At 62.5% G+C, this 21,240-nt stretch carries 21 protein-coding genes and 1 pseudogene; 11 read left to right on the forward strand and 11 right to left on the reverse strand.

Going from position 1 to position 21,240, the window contains the following annotated elements; translation table 11 throughout:
* The first annotated feature begins 837 nt into the window (after positions 1–837).
* Genes LB543_RS32040 through LB543_RS32060 form a run of 5 tightly spaced genes read left to right on the forward strand, consistent with a single transcriptional unit; the run spans position 838 to position 4,889 of the window.
* Positions 838–1,245, forward strand: a complete 408-nt coding sequence (locus tag LB543_RS32040) for a hypothetical protein (RefSeq protein WP_224598877.1) — start codon at positions 838–840, stop codon at positions 1,243–1,245.
* Entirely contained in the window at positions 1,242–2,414 is a 1,173-nt protein-coding gene (locus LB543_RS32045) for an ABC transporter substrate-binding protein (protein ID WP_224598875.1), read from the forward strand. The genes LB543_RS32040 and LB543_RS32045 overlap by 4 nt, the downstream gene beginning before the upstream one ends.
* The gene (locus LB543_RS32050) at positions 2,402–3,364 is read left to right on the forward strand and encodes a PQQ-dependent catabolism-associated beta-propeller protein (protein WP_224598872.1); all 963 of its coding nucleotides are present in this window, start codon (positions 2,402–2,404) and stop codon (positions 3,362–3,364) included. The genes LB543_RS32045 and LB543_RS32050 overlap by 13 nt, the downstream gene beginning before the upstream one ends.
* Positions 3,361–4,086, forward strand: a complete 726-nt coding sequence (locus tag LB543_RS32055; RefSeq protein ID WP_140813025.1) for an ABC transporter ATP-binding protein — start codon at positions 3,361–3,363, stop codon at positions 4,084–4,086. The genes LB543_RS32050 and LB543_RS32055 overlap by 4 nt, the downstream gene beginning before the upstream one ends.
* Positions 4,083–4,889 (forward strand): ABC transporter permease, encoded by an 807-nt coding sequence (locus LB543_RS32060; protein ID WP_224617165.1) that lies wholly within the window; start codon positions 4,083–4,085, stop codon positions 4,887–4,889. The genes LB543_RS32055 and LB543_RS32060 overlap by 4 nt, the downstream gene beginning before the upstream one ends.
* A 1-nt stretch (position 4,890) precedes the next feature.
* On the opposite strand, the gene LB543_RS32065 is transcribed toward LB543_RS32060, so the two are convergent.
* From LB543_RS32065 to LB543_RS32110, 10 genes are all read right to left on the reverse strand, one after another.
* Entirely contained in the window at positions 4,891–5,472 is a 582-nt protein-coding gene (locus tag LB543_RS32065) for a c-type cytochrome (RefSeq protein ID WP_224598870.1), read from the reverse strand.
* The gene (locus LB543_RS32070; RefSeq protein ID WP_224598867.1) at positions 5,453–6,331 is read right to left on the reverse strand and encodes a cytochrome c oxidase assembly protein; all 879 of its coding nucleotides are present in this window, start codon (positions 6,329–6,331) and stop codon (positions 5,453–5,455) included. The genes LB543_RS32065 and LB543_RS32070 overlap by 20 nt, the downstream gene beginning before the upstream one ends.
* Positions 6,328–6,546 (reverse strand): hypothetical protein, encoded by a 219-nt coding sequence (locus LB543_RS32075; RefSeq protein ID WP_224598864.1) that lies wholly within the window; start codon positions 6,544–6,546, stop codon positions 6,328–6,330. The genes LB543_RS32070 and LB543_RS32075 overlap by 4 nt, the downstream gene beginning before the upstream one ends.
* A 122-nt stretch (positions 6,547–6,668) precedes the next feature.
* Complete coding sequence (locus tag LB543_RS32080) at positions 6,669–7,274, reverse strand: heme-copper oxidase subunit III (protein ID WP_224598862.1); 606 nt, start codon at positions 7,272–7,274, stop codon at positions 6,669–6,671.
* Positions 7,271–9,247 carry a cytochrome c oxidase subunit I gene (ctaD, locus tag LB543_RS32085; protein ID WP_224598860.1) on the reverse strand — a complete coding sequence of 659 codons (1,977 nt, stop codon included), beginning with the start codon at positions 9,245–9,247 and terminating at the stop codon, positions 7,271–7,273. The genes LB543_RS32080 and ctaD overlap by 4 nt, the downstream gene beginning before the upstream one ends.
* Positions 9,244–10,254: a cytochrome c oxidase subunit II gene (coxB, locus tag LB543_RS32090; RefSeq protein WP_224598858.1), complete on the reverse strand. Its 1,011-nt coding sequence runs from the start codon at positions 10,252–10,254 to the stop codon at positions 9,244–9,246. The genes ctaD and coxB overlap by 4 nt, the downstream gene beginning before the upstream one ends.
* On the reverse strand, positions 10,251–10,784 hold the full coding sequence (locus tag LB543_RS32095) for a c-type cytochrome (RefSeq protein WP_224598856.1): 534 nt from the start codon (positions 10,782–10,784) through the stop codon (positions 10,251–10,253). The genes coxB and LB543_RS32095 overlap by 4 nt, the downstream gene beginning before the upstream one ends.
* On the reverse strand, positions 10,781–11,620 hold the full coding sequence (locus LB543_RS32100; protein ID WP_411908804.1) for a substrate-binding domain-containing protein: 840 nt from the start codon (positions 11,618–11,620) through the stop codon (positions 10,781–10,783). The genes LB543_RS32095 and LB543_RS32100 overlap by 4 nt, the downstream gene beginning before the upstream one ends.
* Positions 11,601–13,478 (reverse strand): methanol/ethanol family PQQ-dependent dehydrogenase, encoded by a 1,878-nt coding sequence (locus LB543_RS32105; protein WP_224598854.1) that lies wholly within the window; start codon positions 13,476–13,478, stop codon positions 11,601–11,603. The genes LB543_RS32100 and LB543_RS32105 overlap by 20 nt, the downstream gene beginning before the upstream one ends.
* Positions 13,475–14,251 (reverse strand): heme-binding protein, encoded by a 777-nt coding sequence (locus LB543_RS32110; RefSeq protein ID WP_224598853.1) that lies wholly within the window; start codon positions 14,249–14,251, stop codon positions 13,475–13,477. The genes LB543_RS32105 and LB543_RS32110 overlap by 4 nt, the downstream gene beginning before the upstream one ends.
* 946 nt (positions 14,252–15,197) lie before the next feature.
* Here LB543_RS32110 and pqqB point away from each other — a divergent pair.
* From pqqB to pqqE, 4 genes are read left to right on the forward strand one after another with little or no spacing between them, the layout of a single operon-like run.
* Positions 15,198–16,136, forward strand: a complete 939-nt coding sequence (gene pqqB / locus LB543_RS32115; RefSeq protein WP_224598852.1) for a pyrroloquinoline quinone biosynthesis protein PqqB — start codon at positions 15,198–15,200, stop codon at positions 16,134–16,136.
* Positions 16,133–16,888: a pyrroloquinoline-quinone synthase PqqC gene (gene pqqC / locus LB543_RS32120; RefSeq protein ID WP_224598851.1), complete on the forward strand. Its 756-nt coding sequence runs from the start codon at positions 16,133–16,135 to the stop codon at positions 16,886–16,888. The genes pqqB and pqqC overlap by 4 nt, the downstream gene beginning before the upstream one ends.
* Positions 16,888–17,184 carry a pyrroloquinoline quinone biosynthesis peptide chaperone PqqD gene (gene pqqD / locus LB543_RS32125; RefSeq protein ID WP_140813012.1) on the forward strand — a complete coding sequence of 99 codons (297 nt, stop codon included), beginning with the start codon at positions 16,888–16,890 and terminating at the stop codon, positions 17,182–17,184. Before pqqC ends, pqqD begins: the two co-directional genes overlap by 1 nt.
* The gene (gene pqqE / locus LB543_RS32130) at positions 17,154–18,302 is read left to right on the forward strand and encodes a pyrroloquinoline quinone biosynthesis protein PqqE (RefSeq protein WP_263498904.1); all 1,149 of its coding nucleotides are present in this window, start codon (positions 17,154–17,156) and stop codon (positions 18,300–18,302) included. The genes pqqD and pqqE overlap by 31 nt, the downstream gene beginning before the upstream one ends.
* A gap of 42 nt (positions 18,303–18,344) precedes the next feature.
* On the opposite strand, the pseudogene LB543_RS32135 reads toward pqqE, so the two are convergent.
* A pseudogene (locus LB543_RS32135) lies at positions 18,345–18,496 on the reverse strand (nicotinate-nucleotide diphosphorylase (carboxylating)); the annotation flags it as partial.
* A 142-nt stretch (positions 18,497–18,638) separates the two neighbouring features.
* On the opposite strand from LB543_RS32135, the gene LB543_RS32140 reads away from it, so the two are divergent.
* Positions 18,639–19,718: a GSU2403 family nucleotidyltransferase fold protein gene (locus LB543_RS32140; protein ID WP_224598849.1), complete on the forward strand. Its 1,080-nt coding sequence runs from the start codon at positions 18,639–18,641 to the stop codon at positions 19,716–19,718.
* Positions 19,719–20,065: 347 nt separating this feature from the next.
* The gene (locus tag LB543_RS32145; protein ID WP_224617168.1) at positions 20,066–20,419 is read left to right on the forward strand and encodes a hypothetical protein; all 354 of its coding nucleotides are present in this window, start codon (positions 20,066–20,068) and stop codon (positions 20,417–20,419) included.
* The last annotated feature ends 821 nt before the right edge of the window (positions 20,420–21,240 follow it).

The following is a 21,240-nucleotide window of genomic DNA, read 5'->3' on the forward strand; positions in this document are numbered from 1 at the left end:
TGGCCCCTGTGCAATACAGGACCCAGCCCTTAAATCTACCAGATCAATGAACCGTCCAACTTTACGGGGTCAGTTCATTTGTCTGGGGCTTTTTTTATTTGCGCTCCGCAACCAGGTCGATCTCGTATTGAGGGCAGGCGGGGCCGCGCCGTCGGCGTGTTCCGCCATGCGCCCGACCCCGTCGGCTGGGTCCTGATGGGAGGGCGGGGGCTCGGCCTGATTGAGGCGAGGGGCAGAGACTTGCGATGTCACGCAACCAAGTCAGTTTGCCGGCATTAGTATCTAGAACGCGCCGGAGGAGGTCTATGCTACACGATAGCGTGCCCCGGGAATTTGAGATCGGTGACGAGGTCGCCTTGACGGGTACGGTCACCACCCTAGCGGACGCGCCAAGGTAAACATTCCATCGTATGACCCACCCTATTCGGTTGACCCGCCACCTAAAACCCGCGCTGGAGATAAGATCGTTCTCGTTGGGGACATCATCCGCATCGATCGCAAGGCCGAGAAGTTGACCGTGCGGATTGACTGCGGCGGCTTGATGCGCCGGTGGCGATCACCAGTTCGCCGAGCTGCAGCACCTTTCGCGTGCGATTGAGGAACATTCCTGGCGGCACAACGTTGGGAGAGCTCTGCCACACCCGGTGCGCTCGTGCTAATCTCGAACTTGCAATGTGAATGGCTCTACCGGGCCGATTGGCGCCACCTATCGCGGCGCGCGGTTCTTGCAGCTATTTCCTCCTTGGTCGCAGGTGGTGCGACCGCAGCCGCGCCCGAGCAATCGCCCACTGTGCGGTCTGGCGTGCTGGGATTTGGCGCAGCCGCCTGGAACTCGACATGATCCAGCGACATGGGCTGAACATTTCGCACGGCGTGTGTCTCGAGATGCGGCATCTTGCCGGCAAGCAGGCGGGCAAGACCGCACTGCTGGCGGGCAGCATCGATGGCATTATATTGGATTGGCTCTGCGGCACGCGCCCGCCCGGGGAAGGCGCCGGCCTCGTTTTTGTTGCGTACTCCAGGGCGGTTGGTGCACTTGCTCCCGCCGCTCTCCCCGTCCGACGGCTGGCGGATTTCAATGGCAAACGGCTCGCCAATTCGGGCCAAGTCTCACCGCTGGTGGACCGCATCGTCGATCTGGAGGGCTCGCCAGCAGATCTTGTGCGCGATGCCCGCATTGCCCGGGATGACGAATCGGCTTCACTGTGTGGGCCGGCCGGAGCGCAGGCAGGCGGAGCGGGATGAAACTGGCGCTGATCGTGCTGCTTCTGTTGGTCGCTGCCCCCGGCTCCGCGGCACCCCAGACGATAGTGATCGGCTATATCGGCCAGACGCGTACGCCACCCTTGCCTTTGGGACCGCTCGATCAGCCCGTCAGCGATGACGGACTGCAGGGCGCGCGGCTGGGCATCGCCGACGACGGCGGGACGGGGCGCTTCCTAGGCCAGCATTTCGAGCTCGATCAACGCGTGCTGAAGTCAGGCGAAGCGCCCACGGACGCTATCGCCAGCCTTGCTGCAAGGGGAGTCGCTTTCGTCGTGGCTGATCTCGATGCGGCCACGCTGAGCCAGGCGGTTGCAGCGCCCGCAGCGGACAAGATGCTGTTCTTCAACAGCCGCGCGCCCGACGATGCGCTCCGCCAGCAGGACTGTCGCAAGAACCTCCTGCATACCGTTCCAAGCCGTTCCATGCTTGCGGACGGCCTTGCGCAATATCTCGTCTGGAAGCGCTGGCAGCGCTGGTTCCTGCTCGCCGGCCCGCATCCTGCGGACCAGGCGATGGCGGCAGCCTTACGCCGTGCGGCGACACGCTTTGGCGCCGAGATCATCGTCGACAAACCGTGGACGTTCCGCCCGGCCAATGGCCGTGCCGACACCGGACATGTCACGCTGCAGACCGAGATACCGGCCGCCACGCAGGTCGGTGATTACGACGTGCTGGTCGTCGCCGACGAGGCGGACGAGTTTGGCGCCTATCTCGAAGGACGAACCGCATTGCCGCGGCCGGTCGCCGGGACGCAGGGGCTCGTTGCAGACGGCTGGAGCGCGGTCAACGAGGAATGGGGCGCAACCCAACTTCAAGACCGGTTTCGCAAGCAAGCCGGGCGCTGGATGACAGCTTACGACTACGCGGCCTGGCTTGCCGTGCGCAGCGTCGGTGAAGCGGCAACACGCCTGCGCAGCCTCGATCCTGCTGCGATCACGGCCTATTTGCGCAGCGGCGACTTCCTTCTCGCCGGCTTCAAGGGACAGGGGCTGAGCTTCCGGCCGTGGGACGGCCAGATGCGGCAGCCGATCCTTATAGCGACACCGCGACTGCTCGTCTCCAGTTCGCCGCAGCCGGGTTTCCTGCACCAGCGCACGCCCCTCGACACGCTGGGCATCGACTTGGAGGAAAGCGCATGCAGGTTCTGATCGCGTTCCTGCTGTCTCTGCCCATCCTGGCTGGACCAGCCGCAGCGGAGACGATCTACGTATCGAACGAGCAGGACAATACGGTAGCGGTGGTGGATGGCGCCAGCATGAGCCTGTCCACGACCATCAACGTCGGAAGGCGCCCGCGCGGAATGGCGCTTTCGGTGGACAAAAAACTGCTCTTCGTAGCAGTGGGCGACGACAACCGGATCGACGTTGTCGATCTCGCCAAACGGCAGGTGACCGGCCAGCTCCCCTCGGGAGCCGATCCGGAGTTTTTTGTCGTGCATCCCGACGGCAAACGGTTGTTCGTCGCCAATGAGAACGACAATCTGGTCTCGGTGATCGATATCGCGTCCGCCGAGGTTGTCGGTACGGTCGAGGTCGGCGTCGAACCGGAGGGCATGGCGGTCAGCGCCGACGGCCGCTACGTTGCCTGCACCTCGGAGACCACCAGCATGGTGCATCTCATAGATGCCGGTACGCTTGAACTTGTGGATAACCTCCTGATAGACACCCGCCCCCGCGCGGCGGCGTTCTCGCCGGATGGGAAGCAGCTGTGGGTATCTTCCGAAATACGCGGAACGGTGACCGTCTTCGACACTATGTCTCGTGCCGAGACCGGCAAGGTCCAGTTCGAGGTTCCCGGTATCCGCCGCGAGGGCGTCCAGGCGGTCGGCATGGAAATTGCACGCGACGGTGCCACCGTCTATGTGGCGCTGGGTCCGGCCAACCGGGTGGCCGAAGTCGATACCAGGACGCTGGCGGTGCGTCGCCTCTATCTCGTCGGCCAGCGGCCGTGGCACGTGGTGCTGTCCGATGACCAGAAGCGCCTGGTCAGCGCCAATGGCAATTCCGGCGACATCTCGTTCATCGATCTGGAAAATGAGGAGGTGATGAAGTCGGTGCCGGTGGGACGCGGCCCCTGGGGAGTGGTGATCGGTCCATGAAGGCGCTGTCACTCGAGGGTCTTGGACACAGCTTCGGAGAGCGGCGGGTCCTCGATGCCGTCTCGTTCTCGGTCGCGGAAGGCGGGATGTGCATCCTGCTCGGACGCAACGGCGCCGGCAAGACGACGTTGTTCTCGCTGGTCACCGGCCTGTATCATGCCCGATCCGGCCAGATTGATGTGTTCGGCCACTCCATGCGGACCAATCCGGCCGCCGCACTTGCCCAGATGGGTGTTGTCTTCCAGCAGCAGACGCTCGATCTCGATCTCACCGCCACCGAAAATCTGCGCTATCACGCCTCGCTGCATGGGCTGGAAACCGGCATCAGCGAAACGAGATTGCGCGAGGAACTCGACCGCCTGGGGGTCCTCGACCGGTGCGACGAGCCGGTCCGTTCGCTGTCGGGCGGTCAGCGGCGACGTGTCGAGATCGCTCGAGCCCTGATGCACCGGCCGCGCATCCTGTTGCTCGACGAGCCGACGACCGGGCTCGACGTGCCTGGGCGCAGGGCGATCGAGCAGCACATACGTGCGCTGTGCCGGGAACGAGGTATTGCTGTTGTCTGGGCGACGCATTTCCTGGAAGAGGTGTCGGCCGACGACGACCTTGTGGTGCTGCACAAGGGCAAGCTGCGCTGGGCCGGCGTCGCCCGCCGTGTTGCCGTGGATCTTGCGGTCGGCAGCTTGGCCGATGCGTTCGATGTGCTGACGGATGCGGTATGAGAAAACGTCACGCGGTGCGGGCACTTACAGGCATCCTGCGCCGGGAGATGTTGCGAACGCTTCGGCAGCGCGGCCGGCTCCTCTCGGCGATCATACGGCCTTTGGTCTGGCTCGCCATCTTCGCCGCCGGCTTCCGCTCGGTGCTTGGCCTGTCGATCACGCCGCCCTATCAGACCTACGTGCTCTATGAAGTCTATGTCGTCCCGGGGTTGGCGGCCATGATGCTGTTATTTCATGCCATGGCGAGCTCGCTGGCGATGGTCCACGACCGTGAGATGGGCAGCATGCGGCTGTTGCTCACGGCACCACTACCACGCTGGTACCTGCTCGCCGCGCGGCTGCTGGCGAGCGTCATCGTCGGTCTGCCGCTGGTCTATCTGTTTCTGCTGATCGCACGTCATTGGGACGTGCGGCCGCCGGTTCTAGGTTATCTCGCGGTGTTTCCGGCGCTTGTCTTGTCAGGCCTGATGCTCGGCGCGTTCGGGTTGCTGGTATCGTCCATTTCGACGCAGATGGAGAACTTCGCCGGCGTGATGAACTTTGTCATCTTCCCCACCTTCTTCGCCTCGACGGCGCTTTATCCGATATGGCGGCTCGCCGAGGCGGGGCCGGTGCTGGCGATGATTGCCGCATGGAACCCGTTCAGTTCGGCGGTCGAACTGATACGCTTCACGCTCTACCTGCGCTTCGATCCCGTTTCCGCTCTTGTCGTTCTCGCCTGTTTCGTCGTGTTTTTCCTCGCCGCGGTGGTCGGCTACGACCCCGGGCGTGGCCTGTGGTCCCGGCGCGGCGGCGACGGCTAAATCATCTCAGAGCATAAAGGTAAGCGGCAATGTCGCGCGCCTGCTGCTCTGTGATCCTCGTCGACGGCATGGCCGTGTGCGGATTGATCTCCCTGGCCTCCCGTATCCAACGGATCAGGTTCTCCGGATTGTTCGCCAGCACGCCGCCGATAAAGACCCGGTCGGCAAGGCTGGCGTCGAGGCGCGGACCAACCTGGCCTTGTGCCCCCGGCACGCCTGGGATTGTATGGCACCCGGAGCAACCATTCGCCGTCATGATCGGAATGGCGCGCGCGCCCACGCCGCCGGTCGCCATGTCGGACTCGTGGAGAACACGACCGCGTCGGTCGGACCACAAGGCCGCCGCGGCGACTACCGCGGTCAGCAGCAGGACCGCGGCGAGCGCGCCGCCGATCTTCCTGATCAGGCCGGAGCGCGCGGATTGCCCCCCTGAGTGGCGCGCGTCCACGCCGGTTGCCATGTCCGAGTCGTGGCGAGCACGATCGCGCCGGTCGGACCACAAGGTTGCTGCGGCGACTGCCGCGGTCAGCAGCAGGACCGCGGCGAGCGCGCCGCCCACCATCCTAGCCAGGCCGGAGCGCATGGCTTGCCTCCCTGATTCCGCTCTTGCTTATCCAAAGGCCGGCAAGCAGCAAGGCGGCTCCGCCATAGATCAGTCCGGCGGGAATCCACATCACCAGGCCGGCGAGCTGCTGGTCCTCGATCGGAGTCAGACCCCAGAGTGCCGCGCCAGCGGCATTCTGCGGGTACCAGAGTTTGGGCGAGAACAGCAACAGCACACCAAGGAGACCGGTGTGCAGCGACGTTAAGAAGAGATGCATGACCCCGCTGCCATAAGCCCGCTGGCGGCCGGCACGCGGCAGAATCACCCACCAGAACAGCAAGGCCGTGCCGAGGAAGCTCGCATGCTGGGCATAGTGCAGCACGCCCTGCTGAAGTGCTGCCTCGAAGAGGACGGGGACGTGCCAGACCCAGATCGCGATACCGTGGATGACGGTTGCGTTGAGGGGGCGACTGGCAACGGTCCAGACCATCCGGAAAATGTTGCCGTGCGTGAGCCTTCCCGTCCCTTGGCGGAGCGCGGCCGGCAATGCCCATATCAAGGCTGCGCCGGGGCAGGCGGCGACAAGGAGCGGCGCAGCGACCGCCATCAGCAGTTCATGCTCGATCATGTGAGCGGCAAACACCCGTTCGCCAAGCGCATGGACTGGGCTGACCAGCGCTCCGGTCAGCACGCCCCAGCCGGCGGCGAACAACAGCGCCTGTCGCATCCGCTCGGGGCGGCCCCTCATGCTGCGGCGCCACAGCCGGCGTGCTCCGACCGCATAGGTGAGCGCGATTGCCGCCAAAGGGACCGAGATGGGAAACGCAAGCGTCCATCCCGCTTCGGGCGCGCCGGCGCCATAGCAGACCGAAGTTGAGAAGAAGGCCTCGAAGCTCATCGCAGGCACTCGTCGAGAATGAGCGCGGCGCTGCCTTGCATGACGATGACGAGGGCAAAAAGCAAAGCCGCAAGAATGCCGAGATCGGCGACGAATTGCTCAGTGGTGCGCGCGCGCTCCGCCTTGAAAGCCGCGCCCCCCTGCCGCCTTGCCCGCCAAGAAAGCATGCCGCCGAGAAGCGAAAGCAAGGCCAGCAGCAATGCGATCGGAAGCACGACCGGAACCTGGCGATTGCACTGCCAAGGAACAAGCGCGTAATTCAGCTGCGTGGAGATCGCCCAAGCCAAAGGCCCCGATAGAAGGCCACCCCAGGACGTTCCCAACCGGAGCGCGCGCATCAGCCCAGCCTCGGTACCCAGTAGATGAGCAGGTAGATCGGGATCCAGATGAGCACCACGAAATCCCAGTAGAAGACGTTGTCGCCCACGTCGCCGAAACGCCGGCCGCTATATCCATGGCGTGTGAACATCAGCACAGTCAGCACGATCGTGTCGCCCACATCGGTGATCAGATGGGTGGTGTGCAGCCCAAGCAGCACCCAAAGCATCGAGCCGTATGCGTTTGTGTCCCAATAGATATTCAACGCCGGGAACTCGAACCAGCGCACCACGAGCGGAGCGAGACCGAACAACGACATCACAATCATGCCGATCCGCACCGGTACGATAGCGCAATCCTCGGCGTAGCGATTGAGGATGTGGTTTGGCACAAGGCTGGCGACCAGCAACAAGGTGACGACCGTTCCCGGCCAATGGTTTGGTTCCGGGGCGCTCAGACGCCAGTTGGGCCATGACATCGCAAGGTAGAGATAGGCGCCGGCGGCCAGCGCAAAGCCCGTCCCTTCCAACGCCATGAAGCCGAGCGTGCCCCACCAGGTCGGGCTGCGAGGACCATGGCCAAACGTAGGGAGGGCGGAAAGGTCGGTGACGGGCCGCTGGTTCATTCCTCGTCCTCCGGATCGCCCTTGGGCCAGAACCAGCCGACCAGCGTGAGCGCGATCGGCACGGCGCCCCACACGATCGCCCACGGCGTGAAGATCGAGTAGAGGAAAGTGGCGCCCACGGCGATCGCCGCCAACAGCGGCCAGATCGATGTCGTCGCCGATTTCTCGCGGATGTCGGGATGGGCCTCCGCCACCGTCGAGATGAGCAACTCGCGGACATCGACGCGTAGGCCGGTAGCGACCGGAAGCGTCTCTCGTTCGGCCCACAGCGGCTCGACGTTCGTCACGATCGGAATGCGCGTGAAATTATAGCTCGGAGGCGGCGAGGACGTGGCCCATTCCAGGGTGCCCGCGTCCCAGGGATTGTCCCCGGCCGGTGCCCCTTTCAATGCGCCATGTATAAGGTTGAAGGTGAACAGCACGAAGCTCAGGAAGAACAGCATCGCGCCAGCGCTGATGAACAGGTTGATGTTGCCCCAGCCAAGCTCCGCCTGATAGGTGTAAACCCTGCGCGGCATGCCCCACAGACCGACAAGATGCATCGGGAAGAAGGCCGCGTTGAAGCCAATGAAGGCCAGCCCGAAATGCCAGCGTCCTAGACGTTCGCTCATCATGCGTCCGGTTATCTTGGGGAACCAGAAATAGGCCGCGCCCAGCAGCGGGAATACCGATCCGCCGATGAGCACGTAGTGGAAGTGGGCGACGACGAAATAGGTGTCGTGCACCTGGAGGTCGAGCGGCACAGAGGCGAGCATGACGCCGGTGAGCCCGCCGATGACGAAGATGAAGAAGAAGCCGAAGACGAACAGCAGCGGCGTGCGGATCACCGGTCTACTATCCCACAAGGTCGCCAGCCAGCAGAAGATCTGCACGCCATTGGGGATGGCGATCAGCATGCTGGACGCCGTGAAGAAGCTCGCCCCGAGCTTCGGCAATCCCGTCGCAAACATATGGTGCACCCAGAGGCCGAACGACAGGAAACCCACCGAGATCAGCGACAGGACCAGCCCGAGGTGGCCAAACGTTGGTCGCCGGGCAAAAGCAGGAATGATCGAGGAGACCATGCCTGTCGCCGGCAGGAAGATGATGTAGACCTCGGGATGGCCAAAGAACCAGAACAGATGCTGGAACAGCAGGGCGTCGCCGCCCTCGGCTGGATTGAAAATGTGGGTTCCGACAAGCCGGTCGAGAATGAGGAAGGTTGAGGTGATCATGACTGCCGGCATGGCGAAGACGACGACGAAGGAAGTGACCAGCAGTGCCCATACATAAAGCGGTATCTTGTCCAGCGACATGCCGGGCGCACGTTGCTTGAACACGGTGACGATGGTGGCGACGGCCACCGCAAGCGACGATACTTCAGTATAGGTGATCATTTGCGCCCAGACATCGGCGCGCTTGCCGGGGGAAAATTCCGGTCCGGATAAGGGGACATAGGCGAACCAGCCGACATCCGGCGCCATGTTGAGGAGGAATGAGATCCAGGCAAAGGCCCCGCCCGAGACGTAGATCCAGTAGCCGAATGCATTGAGTCGCGGGAATGCGATGTTGCGGGTGCCGACCATCAGCGGCACCAAATAGATTCCCGTTGCCTGCATGATGGGCACAGCGAACAGGAACATCATGGTGACGCCATGCATCGTGAACAGCTGGTTGTAGAGGTCCGGCCCGATCAGCCCGCGCTGCGGCCCCGAGAGTTGGACACGCATGGCGACAGCGTTCAGCCCGCCAAGGCACAGGAAGAAGAAGGCCGTGATCAGATAGCGCCTTGCGATGACCTTGTGGTCGACGCTCGACAGGGCGCCGATGATGCCGGGCGGCGTGCGCCATGCCCGGGTGAGCCAGCGGTGGAGGCTGGCATTGTCCATGCCGGTATCGCGCGGTCCGTCAGGCTCGGGAGCCAGGTCGCCTTTGCTGGCGGTCTCGCGTTTCGGCGGCAGGTCGCGTTCGCTGGTCAGATCCGCGCTGCTCATTTCAGACCCTCGAGATAGGCGACGATGGCGTTGAGTTCGTCGCCGTTGAGCTCCACCACGGGCATGTGGGAACCGGGCTTCACGCCTTGCGGGTCCGCTATCCAGGCGGCGAGATTTCCTCGGCTCATCGTCAAGGTGCCGGCGGCGAGCGTTCGCCGGCTGGCAATATGCGTCAGATCCGGCGCGACGGTTCCTCCTGCTGGAGTGCCCCCGATCCTGTGGCACATCACGCAGGGACGCCGGAGGAACAGGTCCTCGCCAGCCTTGGCCTCGTCGCTCGCTGGAGGGCCAGACGGCTGCAACTGGTCGTTCCACCAGGCGTCGAACTTTGCCCTCGGCTCGGCGATGATGAAGGTGCCCATATTCGCATGCTGCGCACCGCAGAACTCGGCGCACTGGCCCCGATATACGCCGGCCTTGTCGGCCCTGATGTCGAGCACATTGACGTGGCCGGGGATGAGGTCGAGCTTGCCGGAAAGGCTCGGGACCCAGAAGGAATGGATCACGTCCGTCGATGTCAGCAGAAGCCGCACGGGCTCCCCGACGGGGACGTGGATCTCGTTCGCCGTGGTTAGGATGCGGCTTGGCGTGGCGTCTTCGTAGCGCACCTCCCACCACCATTGGTGACCGGTAATCCGAATGGTGAGTGCGGCGTCGGAACCGATCGCCGCAAGCGTCCTGTTGGCGAAGAAGCTCAGCAAGGTTAGCCCGACCACGATCGCTGCGGTCAGCCCGACGGCAATCACGACAACGCGCAACTTTCGACGGTCGGCGCCGGCGTCGAGCACGAGCGGCTCGGAACGTGCGCGAGCCCGCGTCAACAGTGGCGCGGCAAGGGCGATCATAACCATGACCCAGATCACCGCGCAAAGCGCGGTGAAAAACCAAATGAGCCACGCCAGCTCACTGGCAGCGGGACCTTTCGGGTCGAGCGCCGATTGCCATCCTGAGCATCCCTGCAAAAATACGCAGGCCGTGCCGAACCCGGTCGACGCAAGGCGCTTCACGGTGACTTCCCCAGCGTGGCTGCATCCGGCATGCGGTTTTCCGAGGGATGCGGCATCATGTCGTCATTGCGTTGCGGCGCGGCGGATGAGGGTGCTTTGCCACTCAGCGAGCGGACGAAGGCGGCAAGCTCCCAAATCTGGTCGTCGGGGATTTTGTCACGGAAGCTCGGCATCCCTTTTGGCCGTCCGTCCCGGATGGTAGCGTGGATGCTCTCAATCGAACTGCCGTAAAGCCATTTCTGGTCCATCAAGGCCGGCCCCATGCCGCCGCCGCCATTGGCATGACAGCCTGAACAGTTGAACCAGCTGAAGAGGCGCTTGCCCTCGCTGAGGTGGAAGGCATTGGCCTCGAAGCTGGCTGCCTTGTTGTCGCTGGCGGAAGGCCGCTGTCCACCGGGTTCCAATGTCGTCACAGGCATCGGCTGCTCGCCCGATCCGAGCGAGGACTGCGGGCGTGTGTCCCGCTCCTCGCGCTGGCATGCCGCAAGCGTCAGCAGCGTAAACAGGAATATAGCGGCGCCGTGCCTCATCGCACTGGGCTCCCGGGGCCATCGAGGCGCGGCACGCCATATTGTGACAGCAATGCGTCGATGTCTGCCTTGTGCCTGGCCAGCGCGCCGTTCACTTCGCCGCGCAGCGCATCGTCCTCGCGCCGAACGCCCATCGAGATGTCGTAGATCATGGGCAACTGTGGTCCGTCGATGCGAGGCGTGACCGGCGTGATGCGGAGCGGCACTCTCTGCTTCTGGGCGAAATAGCCGGCGAGCGGACCCCAGACAACGGCAAGATCGATGTCGCCGGCGGCCACCGCTTCAACGATGCGCGCCGGAGGGTTGGGTGCGGAGTAGTCGCCATAGACGGGATAGCCGACGAGATGCCCGACGATGCCGCGGCGGCCGAGCGCCTGGACGGGAGGCGAATTGACACCGTCGTCGCCGATGAGTTGCACGCCGATCCGCATATCGCGCAGCCGCGGATCGTTGAAGGACGCCACATCCGGGCCGTCCTGGCGGGTGACGAAAACATAGGAGGACCGATAATAGGGTGTGGTGGTGCGCAGCATTTCGAGATTGGCCGGCGTGCCGGGCACGAGATCGCAAAGGCCGGCCTTCAGCGTGTTGCGCACGAAGCCGCGGCGCTGTGCCCACCAGGTGTAGGTCAGCTTGGCGCCGAGATCGGCGGCAACGATCTCAGCGATCTTGTTCTCGAAGCCTTGGCCAGCGGCGTTGGAAAATGGCATGTTGTTCGGGTCGGCGCAGACCCTCAGTTCACGGGCATCGGCTCGCGCCGGCAAGAGCAGCAAGGCGAGCGCGGCCATGCCGAGCCCCAGGCGCGCGGCCCAGTGTTCAGGGCAGCCGGAACACATAAAGCGTGCCTCCCGCCGTTGTGGCGTCCTTTAAATCCTTCATCGCGTTGACGAAACCGAGCGCGGCGGTGGCGTCGCGCGGATCGAGATCGCCGGATACGATGGCGCCGGCCCAGCCGCCGACACCCGACAGGATCGCCACATATTGATGTCCGTCGGGACCTCGATATGTGATGGGCTGGCCGATGATGCCGGACCCCGTCTTGAACTGCCAAAGCAGATCCCCAGTCTTCGCGCTGACCGCCTTGAACCAACCTTCCATTGTCCCGTAAAAGACGACGTTCCCGGCGGTCACGACCGTGCCGCTCCACACCGGGAAGTTCTCCTTGAGACTCCAGGCGGGTTTCTCCGCCGCGATGTCCCAGGCGGTGAAGGCGCCCCGGTTCCCCCCCGGCCCGGGGATCATGCGCACGTTCATGCCGACATAAGGCGTGCCGGCGATGTAGTTCACCTCGACGCCTTCTTCGTCCATGCACAAATTATTATGCGGGATGTAGAGCAGCCTGGTTTTCGGCGAGAACGCAGAAGGCTGCCAATCCTTGAGTCCCGACGCGGTCGGGCAGATGTCGCGGACGACCTTGCCTGTCCCGGTCTTCTTGTCCGGGTTTTCGATCAGGCGACCGCTCTTGAGATCGACACCCTTGCTGGAATTGACGGGCCCGAAAGGCTTCGCCGACAAAACTTCGCCGGTGGTCCGGTCGAGGATGTAGAGATAGCCGTTGCGCTCGGGCCGGACCAGCACCTTGCGCGGCTTACCCTGCCAGTTCATGTCGAGCAGGATCTGCTCGTTTATCCCGTCATAGTCGTGGAGGTCGTGCGGGCTCCATTGGTAGAACCATTTCGCCGCTCCGGTATCGGGATCGCGCGCGAAGATGCCTGACGTCCATTTGTTGTCGCCCGGCCGCAGATCGGGGTTCCACGGTCCAGGATTGCCGGTGCCGTGGAAGATTAGGTTGAGATCCGGATCGTAGGAAATCCAGCCCCACATATTGCCGCCACCGATCTTCCAGGCCTCCGGGGGCCATGTCGTGACGCCAAGATCCTTGCCCTTGTCCATGTCGTAATGCGGCTTGAAGTCCGGGCCGATAAGCACGTCCTTGTCAGGCCCGGTGCCGTAGGCCGTCCAGACGACGTGACCGTCGCCGGCGTCGAGCGCCTTGACCCAGCCACGAACACCCATCTCGCCGCCTGAATTGCCGACCAGCACTTTGCCTTTCACCACCAAGGGCGCCATGGTGATGGTCTCGCCGATGTTGATGTTGCCGATATGGGCGTTCCAGATCGGCTGACCGGTGTTCGCGTCGAGCGCGATGGTGTGCCCGTCCAGTGTGTTGAAGAAGATGCGTCCGCCTGCGAATGCCGCGCCGCGATTGACGACATCGCAACAGGCAACGCCTTGCGCCGCGGGCTCGGGATTGGGTTCGAACTTCCATTTCATCGGCGCACCCGGCTTGGTGAGATCGAGCGCGTAGACGACGTTGGGGAAGGGGCTTACGATGTACATCGTGCCGCCGACGACCAGCGGTGCCGCTTCCTGGCCCTTATTTATGCCGGTAGAGAAGGTGAAGGCTACCTGCAGGTTCTTGACGTTGCCGTCGTTGATTTCCGTGAGCTCGCTGTAGCGGGTCGATGCGTAGTTCTTGGCCGGCATCGTCCATTGCCCGTCGTCAGGCGGAGCGGCGGAAGCAGGCGGCGAGATCGCCGACGCTGGCGGAGCTTCCGAAGCAGCCGTCAGCAAGGGAGTGCAAACCAGCAGCAACGCCGCTAAGAAGCTCTCCAGACGTTTTCGCGAGGCCGCTGAGCGGTTGGTGCGTACCGCGTCGACGCAAGGTACTACGGACTGCGCTGTTTGCTTCATTTTGGCGTCGAACCTCCGACGCCGGAACCCAGTTCGGCCGCGACATCGGCCTCGGTGCCCGCGCATAGTGGGTGCCCCCAGCCAGAGGCGCTTTTCCCGCCGGGATCGAGATCATAGATGATGGCATCCTTGCGGTTGGGATTGACGCCCGCCGGGACCTTGTCGAAGCCGAGGGCCGCGCGAACGCGCCAGGCGACATTGTGGTCGGCGCAGGAGGAATCGCCACTGACGCCAAGCGCGCCGACGATCGTCTTGCCGTCATAAAGAGCCAGGCCCCCGCCAAACACGACGACGCCGCCGATCGGCTTTCCGATCAGCGGATCGTCGGCGCTGCCGAAAGTCTTGACATCCCCGGCATAGGCTGCCGCCTGATTGAGGGGGTTGGTGGCCTGCAGCCCGAACAGCGGCCCACCGGGTTGCGCGCCGGCGTAAAGGTTCGCCGTTGAGAGAGCCATGCTCGCCAGGCTGAGCCCATTGGCCGTATTCGCCTTCTCGGCCGCGATGAGCCGGCTGCCGGGCCATTGTGCATCGACGGTGGGCCCACTGAAGGCAACGGCGCAGACCGTCCCGTCGCGGGTGACGACGGCCGCCCATTCATTGGTCTCGAGGCCACCATTGGCCGGGCCACCGCTTGCCTTGACATTGGCCTTCAAGGCAGCGAGCAGCTTGTCGTGATCGGCAGGGCACGGTGCCTGGGCTTGCGCAGGATTTTGTGCCAGCCCGACAATGGTAAAGAGGCACAGCGCTGGCAACGTAAACTGGCGACGGTCCATGGCTCCTCGAAACACCCTATCCACGCGAGCTGATCCGCTCTGTCGCACCGAACAAACAAAGCGCTGCTTTGTTCCTGAAGCAAGAACGAGGGAAGAATTGCAGGGCGGCAGGTGCACGAGGCCGAAGGCGCACAAGGCGTTGCACGTGCGAGCGACCCGCGAATTCAAAATCACACCTCGTGAGCCCAATTCCCGGGGTGCCGCTCCACCTCGGGGCGTAAGACCTGGATGCCGCCAGACGCTCCGAGATCGCAACCTGGGAACAAGCTGAACTGCCCTGCGTTGGACAGCCAAATGGAACAGCTTCGATCAGATTTGGCGGCGATGGCGCAACCTGGCTACTGGTTGGCTATGGTGCTTTTGCTTATTCCTTACGGAGTGGGCGTGTTCTTGCTGGTCAGGACGTGCCACTGCCTTTGACTTGATCCGCGGGCCTTGAGGTGCCGAGCGCCGCGGCAAGGGCCGAATTCGGCTTTCGCCTTTCGCCGTTACGCCCCGGTGAACTCGGTCGATAAAAACAGGACGGCGATGAAGGAGAGGAACCGACCTTGAGGTAGACAGTTATGTTTTGTTCGCGATTTTTTGGTCGTTTCAGAAGCCGCGTTTCATTTGTCCATTTTTCACATGATGGACGAGCCATTGCATACGCACTGGCGCTGATAACCGGCCCCTTTTCGGGCTGGCAAAACAGGAGGCTGCGATGAAGAAGAGCTGGAAGAAACCAACTATGTACCAGATTGCTGCGGGGTTCGAAATCTCGCGGTATCTGCCTGCCGAAACTGCTCCCAGGAAGTAGGCCGCAAACGGGCATGTCGTCGGCAACCGGAGCATGCGCCTTGCCGCGTGGGGTCTTCGCAATGGGCATTGCCGCGGGGAGTGCGGGCGCCAAGCCGTCTAGCGCCGAGAATTTCGTGCCGCTCAAATGGGCCGCCGAGCAGGCACTGCCATGCGCGTGAAGATCATTGGATCCGCGGCGGGAGGCGGCCTTCCGCAGTGGAACTGCAACTATCGCCTGAGCCGTGCGGCTCGCAGCGGGATGTTAGGCGTGCATTCACGAACACAATCATGCGTTACCGCCTCGGCGGACGGGACAGGCTGGGTTCTCTTCAATGCATCGCCCGACATTCGCCAGCAGATTGCGCAAACGCCTGAACTGCAGCCCGCGCTCGATGGGCCGTTGCGCTCGACGCCAATCCGCGCGGTGGTGCTGACCAATGCCGACATAGATCACGTCGCCGGCCTGCTCAGCCTGCGTGAACGGCAGCCTTTCGCGATCTACGGCACGGCGCAGGTACTGGCGACGCTTGAGGCCAATGCGATCTTCAATGTTCTCGATCCGGCGATCGTGCCGCGACGCCTCCTAGCGCCAACCGAGGAGCTGGCGATCCGCGATGCGGAGGACGGCGAGACAGGCATCGTCGTTGACAGCTTTCCGGTGCCCGGGAAGGTTGCGCTTTATCTTGAGCAGGGACGCGACCCCGGCGCCGACTTCAGCTCCGACACCGGCCACACGATCGGAGTGCGTATCACCGAGGCCGGCAGTCGCGGCGGCGTTTTCTACATCCCGGGCTGTGCGCGCATCGATGGCGCCCTGCGCGCTCGCCTGACCCACGCCGCCTGCCTTCTGTTCGACGGCACCGTCTACACAGACGACGAGATGATCGCTGCCCGGGTCGGCCAGAAGACCGGTGCGCGCATGGGGCACATCGCAATGTCTGGAGAAGCAGGTTCGATTGCTGGCTTGGCCGATGTGAAGATCGGCCGCCGTATCTTCGTCCATATCAACAACACCAACCCTGTTCTCGACGAGAATTCCGCCGAACGCGCGGCGGTCAAAGCGGCGGGCTGGGAAGTCGCCCGCGACGGGATGGAGATCGAATTTTGAGAGATTTCCACGATGCGGCCAGAGGCGGCCTGTCCAAGAACGAGCTCGAGGCCGTGGTGCGGCAGGTCGGTGACGAGCGCTATCACAACCATCATCCTTTCCATCACAGAATGACCGGTGGCGCCCTGTCGAAGGCCGAAATGCAGGCCTGGGCGCTGAACCGCTATTGCTACCAGGCCGTCATTCCGCGCAAGGACGCCATGATCCTGGCACACGCCGAGGACCCGGCGTTTCGCGCCGCCTGGCGCAAACGCATCGAGGACCACGACGGCGAGGGCGGCTGGAGCGGCGGCATCGCGCGCTGGCTGCATCTGGCCACCTCGCTCGGCCTCGATGCCGAAGCCGTCAAGAGCGAAAGGCTGGCGCTGCCGGCGACACGCTTTGCGGTCGGCGCCTATCTCTCTTTCTGCACGAACCGGACCTTGCTCGAGGCGGTCGCATCGTCGCTAACCGAGATGTTCTCGCCACTCATCATCAACGAGCGGGTGCCGGCGATGCTGGCCAAGTACGAATATATCACAGAGGATACGCTGGCCTATTTCAGCTGGCGGCCCGAACAGGCATCGCGCGACGCTGAGTTCGCCCTCGCCTACGTGCTCGGCCATGCCGACACGGCGGAACGCCAGCAGCAGACGATCGATGCGCTGGTGTTCAAATGCGATATACTCTGGGCCATGCTCGACGCGCTTCAACATGCCTATGGCGCGCCAGGAAACATACCGCCCGGCGCCTTCCGCCCAGAGGCAGTCTGATGATGGCGCTGCGCGAAAGAGCCCTGTTGTCGTTGCAATCGGTGCCATCGCTGCCGAAGCATGTGCGCATACAGTACGATGTCGTGCGGCAAGCCTTCGCCGTGCTTTCGCCGGAGAAGATATTCTGGCCGAACGAGATCAGCCTCGACATATTGCGCCGCTGCGATGGGCGGTCCACGGTCGATCACATCATCGCCGGTCTTGCCTCCGACTATGACGCCGATCGGAAGGAGGTGGCGGCCGACGTCATCGCGTTCCTGCAGGAATGGTCGGACAAGCTGCTGGTGAGGCTGTGAGCGAGCCCATTCTCCCTCCGATTGGCATGCTGGCGGAACTGACACATCGCTGCCCGCTTCAGTGCCCTTATTGCTCCAATCCGCTCGAATTGCTGAAGGCCAATCGCGAGCTCGACACGCAGACTTGGCTCGATCTCTTCTCGCAGGCTGCCGATCTCGGCGTTCTCCAGGTGCATCTATCCGGCGGCGAGCCGACGCTGCGTCGCGACCTCGAGCTACTGATCGCCGGACTCTCGGCGCGCGGCGTCTACACCAACCTCATCACCGCCGGTATGAACATTGCCGAACGCCGCATCGAAGCCTTTGTCCAAGCCGGCCTCGACCATCTGCAACTGAGCTTTCAGGGTGCCCGTCAGGCGACCACCGACCGTATCGGCAACCACAGCGGCAGCCATGAAAAGAAGCTGGAGACTGCACGCCGCGCCCGCGCCGCCGGCCTGCCGCTCACCATCAATGCACCGATCCATCGCCACAACATCGAGGAAGTGCCGGAATTCATCGATCTGGCCCTTTCGTTGGGTGCGGAGCGGCTAGAGATCGCCAACGTGCAGTATGCCGGCTGGGCTTTGGCTAATCGCAATGCGCTGATGCCCGAACGTGCCGCGGTCGACCGGCAGATGGAGATCGTCGCGGCGGCGCAGGAACGGCTTGCCGGCATCATCAACATCGATTTTGTCCCGCCGGATTATTTCGCTGTTTATCCCAAGCCGTGCATGGGCGGCTGGGCGCGCGACGCCTTCATGGTGACGCCCGACGGCACCGTGCTGCCGTGCCACGCCGCGCAGACCATCCCTTCGCTCCGCTTCGAACGTTTCGGGCCGAACTCGCTCGCCGAGATCTGGACCGATTCAGCTGCACTCAATGCCTTCCGCAGTACCAAATGGATGCAGGAGCCTTGCCGAAGCTGTGAGCGGCGCGAGCTCGATTGGGGTGGCTGCAGATGTCAGGCAATGACAATTGCAGGCGATGCGGCTGCAACGGATCCAGTCTGCATTAAGTCGCCGATTCACGCCCGCATGGCCATGCTCAGCGGCGAGATTGGGCGCACAGCGAAACCTGCCTCGGCGGACGAAGCCTTCATCCATCGTCAGATAGGAATTGTGACTGAACGCGCTTAGAGGGCGTTTGGAAATCGGAACATTGTGATTTCGGCCGCCGCTGGCGTCCACTCCCACTTGTAGTGCCATCTCAAGCTGATCGAGCGTGTCAACCTCGACCTCGATCTTCACCACGTGACCAACCGCGCCGCGCGCCCGCTCGATTGCGGTGCGGATGTCGTGGCAAGGGCGATGTGGTTGTCCTTGATGAGCACCCGCCATCGATCGCCGCGCCTGCATGGTTGGCGATTTGGCAGCGTTATAAGACCTCTGCAATTGTCTTATAACGTCACTTGCGTGGCATGAGCTCATGCCGTTATAAGAGAAATGCATTTTTCTTATAACGGAGCCGAACGCATGAAGACGGTCGATCTCGTTTATCGCACGATGTATGCGGAACTCGATCAGCGCTGTCTTGATGCATCGTTCGTAACCGACTTCTCCACGGGCAATTTCGTCCGGGTTCCGGTGAAGGGGCGAGGCTATTGGTATTTTGAGGAAACCCAACCCAAGAAAACGCGGAAGTATGTCGGCCCGTCCGACGATCCCGAGATCGCGAAACGCGTTGAAGCCTTCCAAGAGATCAAAGAAGACCTCCGTAGCCGACGGAAACTCGTCTCCACGCTGACTCGCGAAGCAGGGCTGACTGCACCGGACCGGTTCACTGGCGATGTCGTTGAAGCCATCGGAGCAGCAGGAATCTTCCGCCTAAGAGCCGTGCTCGTCGGTACGGTTGCTTTTCAGACGTATGCGGGACACCTCGGCGTAAGATTGCCTGGTGCTTCATTGCAAACCGGCGATGCCGATTTCGCGCAGCATTACTCGATTTCGTCGTCAGTCGAAGACACCCTGCCGCCGATCCTGGAAATCTTGAGAGAGATTGATCCAACCTTCAGGGAGATCCCCCACAGATCGGACCCCGGACACAGGACCGAATTCGAGAATGCAACGAGATACAAGGTCGAGTTCCTTACGCCGAACCGTGGATCCGATGACTACACCGACCACGCCAGTCCGATGCCAGCACTGGGCGGAGCTTCGGCGCAGCCCTTGCGCTTCCTCGATTTCCTGATCCACGAGCCCATCCGGACCGTGATGCTGCATCGGTCAGGGGTGCCTGTAACCGTGCCGTCCCCGGAACGCTATGCAGTTCACAAGCTCATCGTCGCCTCTCGCAGGAAATCAGATGCAAACGGCGTCGCCAAGCGCGAAAAAGACGTTCATCAGGCCAGCCTCCTCGTCGAGGCACTGGAGGCGACCCGTCGCAAGGATGACCTTGCAACAGCGTTCTCGGAAGCGTGGGGGAGGGGGCAGCACTGGCGCGAGGCGATGCTGAAGGGGCTGGGCCTGATGCCGCCGAAGAAACGACAGGAAGTTGAGGACACAATCAAAAAGGCCCTTGTCGAGATCGGCGAGCAGCTGGACGGCTTCGACTAGGTCGTAGCCAAAAGGGCAGACCCGAAAGCCGCCCTTGTCGCTTGGATTGAGGAAGACCAGCTTTGATCAGGATCGCTTACGAGGGAGTACTAGCTGTGGAGGTCTGTTCGCCGTATGTTCGTCCAAAATCGCATAATTGGCAGTGTGGAATTGATTTGTGGTAGCGTTAACCGGCTCGTCGCGCTGCGGTGTTCGCCTGGATTCTCAACTTTTCAAGCCAGGCTCGGCACATCGTTTCAATGTGATCGATGAGGTCGCAGACGCGCTCTGCGAGCCACTGACGCGCTTCCTGTGTGATCTCGAAATGTTGGGGCTAGCGGGCGATCGGAGCACGCATTTTTTACTCCGTGCGATTGGCCGACGGGACGGACATCCGCTCGACCGCCGAGGCCAATCTTCTCGATGGAGTGCAGCGAGGGAAGGAGCGCGTTTCGTTTCCGGAACTCGGCAATGACTGCTGTCGCGATCGGCAACCCGTGATCGCCATCGGCCGCCGCATCGATTGCAGCCAGGGCGCGTTCAAGGAAAGCGGATGGAGTGTCCAGACGAAATCCTCTGACACCGCACCCATGGATGGTTTGATCCTGCGTGCGCCAAATGATGCGGCAATCGCGGTTGCGAAGGCCCTCAAACGCTGGCGTCAAATTCGAAGCGTCCAAGCCAACGGGGACGATAAGCGACTTCATTTTGAAGAAGGCTAATTAAGCGAAATTTGTACGCATTCGGATATGCCATTGCGCACAGATCCGCTTAGGAACATGCTCAATCTTCACCGGCTCTTGCCCTCCAAAAGCCGGTGCAGCCCGGCCTGCAGAATCCTGTGTCACACGATGAGCAGGCCGGGCTATTGTCCCTTTGTGCGTGGTGCCAGATGACTGACAATTTCGGTCACGCCTTCGAGGTAGCTATGATCCTCGTCATGGCCCTTGCGGCGATTGGGATCGTCCTGGTTGTCATGGAAATCTTCTGAAGGACGCTATCTGAAAAAGCCCCGGTGCTTGGGTCTGCACCGGGGCTTTTGACATGTACGCTTTACATCAGCATGTCCGCTTATCAGCATGTGCTGATATGGTGAAGGAATGGTGAATAGACTCTGGCCGGCTTTTCATGCGCAACGTGCTAGACAGGATGATGAGCAAAAAGCGCGCCTTCGTCGTCTACTCGCCGCCTATGAAGGGATTCCCGTTCTTGGCCGTGACCCTTGATCCAAACGGAACCGCTATCGCCAGCCCATTCGGCACCGAGTATGAGGCAGTGGCGCACATTCGAGAACTCGCCGCCGCGCATGGACATGGGACCAAGCACTAGGGCTAACCCTTAGTCTCTTCGCGCTTCCGGCGCACACGCGCACGGCACCTGCCTGATCACCAAATGCATGCTCGGCGTTTTTGACACGGACATTGATCTCAGGCGCGAATTCCTGTCGTCGATTCCAGTGTGACGAATTCGGGAACCCTTGTTGTCGAGACCCATCTATTGAAGGGCAAGGAGACTGCTCATGTTGTACGTTCGACGAGACGCG

Origin of the sequence: Mesorhizobium sp. ESP7-2, assembly GCF_020164715.1 — a bacterium.
Lineage (GTDB): Bacteria > Pseudomonadota > Alphaproteobacteria > Rhizobiales > Rhizobiaceae > Mesorhizobium.

Bases quoted from the DNA above. Each gene is read 5' to 3' on its own strand.
- LB543_RS32040 (WP_224598877.1), top strand. From the start codon at position 838: ATGATCCAGCGACATGGGCTGAACATTTCGCACGGCGTGTGTCTCGAG.
- LB543_RS32045 (WP_224598875.1), top strand. From the start codon at position 1,242: ATGAAACTGGCGCTGATCGTGCTGCTTCTGTTGGTCGCTGCCCCCGGC.
- LB543_RS32050 (WP_224598872.1), top strand. From the start codon at position 2,402: ATGCAGGTTCTGATCGCGTTCCTGCTGTCTCTGCCCATCCTGGCTGGA.
- LB543_RS32055 (WP_140813025.1), top strand. From the start codon at position 3,361: ATGAAGGCGCTGTCACTCGAGGGTCTTGGACACAGCTTCGGAGAGCGG.
- LB543_RS32060 (WP_224617165.1), top strand. From the start codon at position 4,083: ATGAGAAAACGTCACGCGGTGCGGGCACTTACAGGCATCCTGCGCCGG.
- LB543_RS32065 (WP_224598870.1), bottom strand. From the start codon at position 5,472: ATGCGCTCCGGCCTGGCTAGGATGGTGGGCGGCGCGCTCGCCGCGGTC.
- LB543_RS32070 (WP_224598867.1), bottom strand. From the start codon at position 6,331: ATGAGCTTCGAGGCCTTCTTCTCAACTTCGGTCTGCTATGGCGCCGGC.
- LB543_RS32080 (WP_224598862.1), bottom strand. From the start codon at position 7,274: ATGAACCAGCGGCCCGTCACCGACCTTTCCGCCCTCCCTACGTTTGGC.
- ctaD (WP_224598860.1), bottom strand. From the start codon at position 9,247: ATGAGCAGCGCGGATCTGACCAGCGAACGCGACCTGCCGCCGAAACGC.
- LB543_RS32095 (WP_224598856.1), bottom strand. From the start codon at position 10,784: ATGAGGCACGGCGCCGCTATATTCCTGTTTACGCTGCTGACGCTTGCG.
- LB543_RS32100 (WP_411908804.1), bottom strand. From the start codon at position 11,620: ATGTGTTCCGGCTGCCCTGAACACTGGGCCGCGCGCCTGGGGCTCGGC.
- LB543_RS32105 (WP_224598854.1), bottom strand. From the start codon at position 13,478: ATGAAGCAAACAGCGCAGTCCGTAGTACCTTGCGTCGACGCGGTACGC.
- LB543_RS32110 (WP_224598853.1), bottom strand. From the start codon at position 14,251: ATGGACCGTCGCCAGTTTACGTTGCCAGCGCTGTGCCTCTTTACCATT.
- pqqB (WP_224598852.1), top strand. From the start codon at position 15,198: ATGCGCGTGAAGATCATTGGATCCGCGGCGGGAGGCGGCCTTCCGCAG.
- pqqD (WP_140813012.1), top strand. From the start codon at position 16,888: ATGATGGCGCTGCGCGAAAGAGCCCTGTTGTCGTTGCAATCGGTGCCA.
- pqqE (WP_263498904.1), top strand. From the start codon at position 17,154: ATGGTCGGACAAGCTGCTGGTGAGGCTGTGAGCGAGCCCATTCTCCCT.
- LB543_RS32140 (WP_224598849.1), top strand. From the start codon at position 18,639: ATGAAGACGGTCGATCTCGTTTATCGCACGATGTATGCGGAACTCGAT.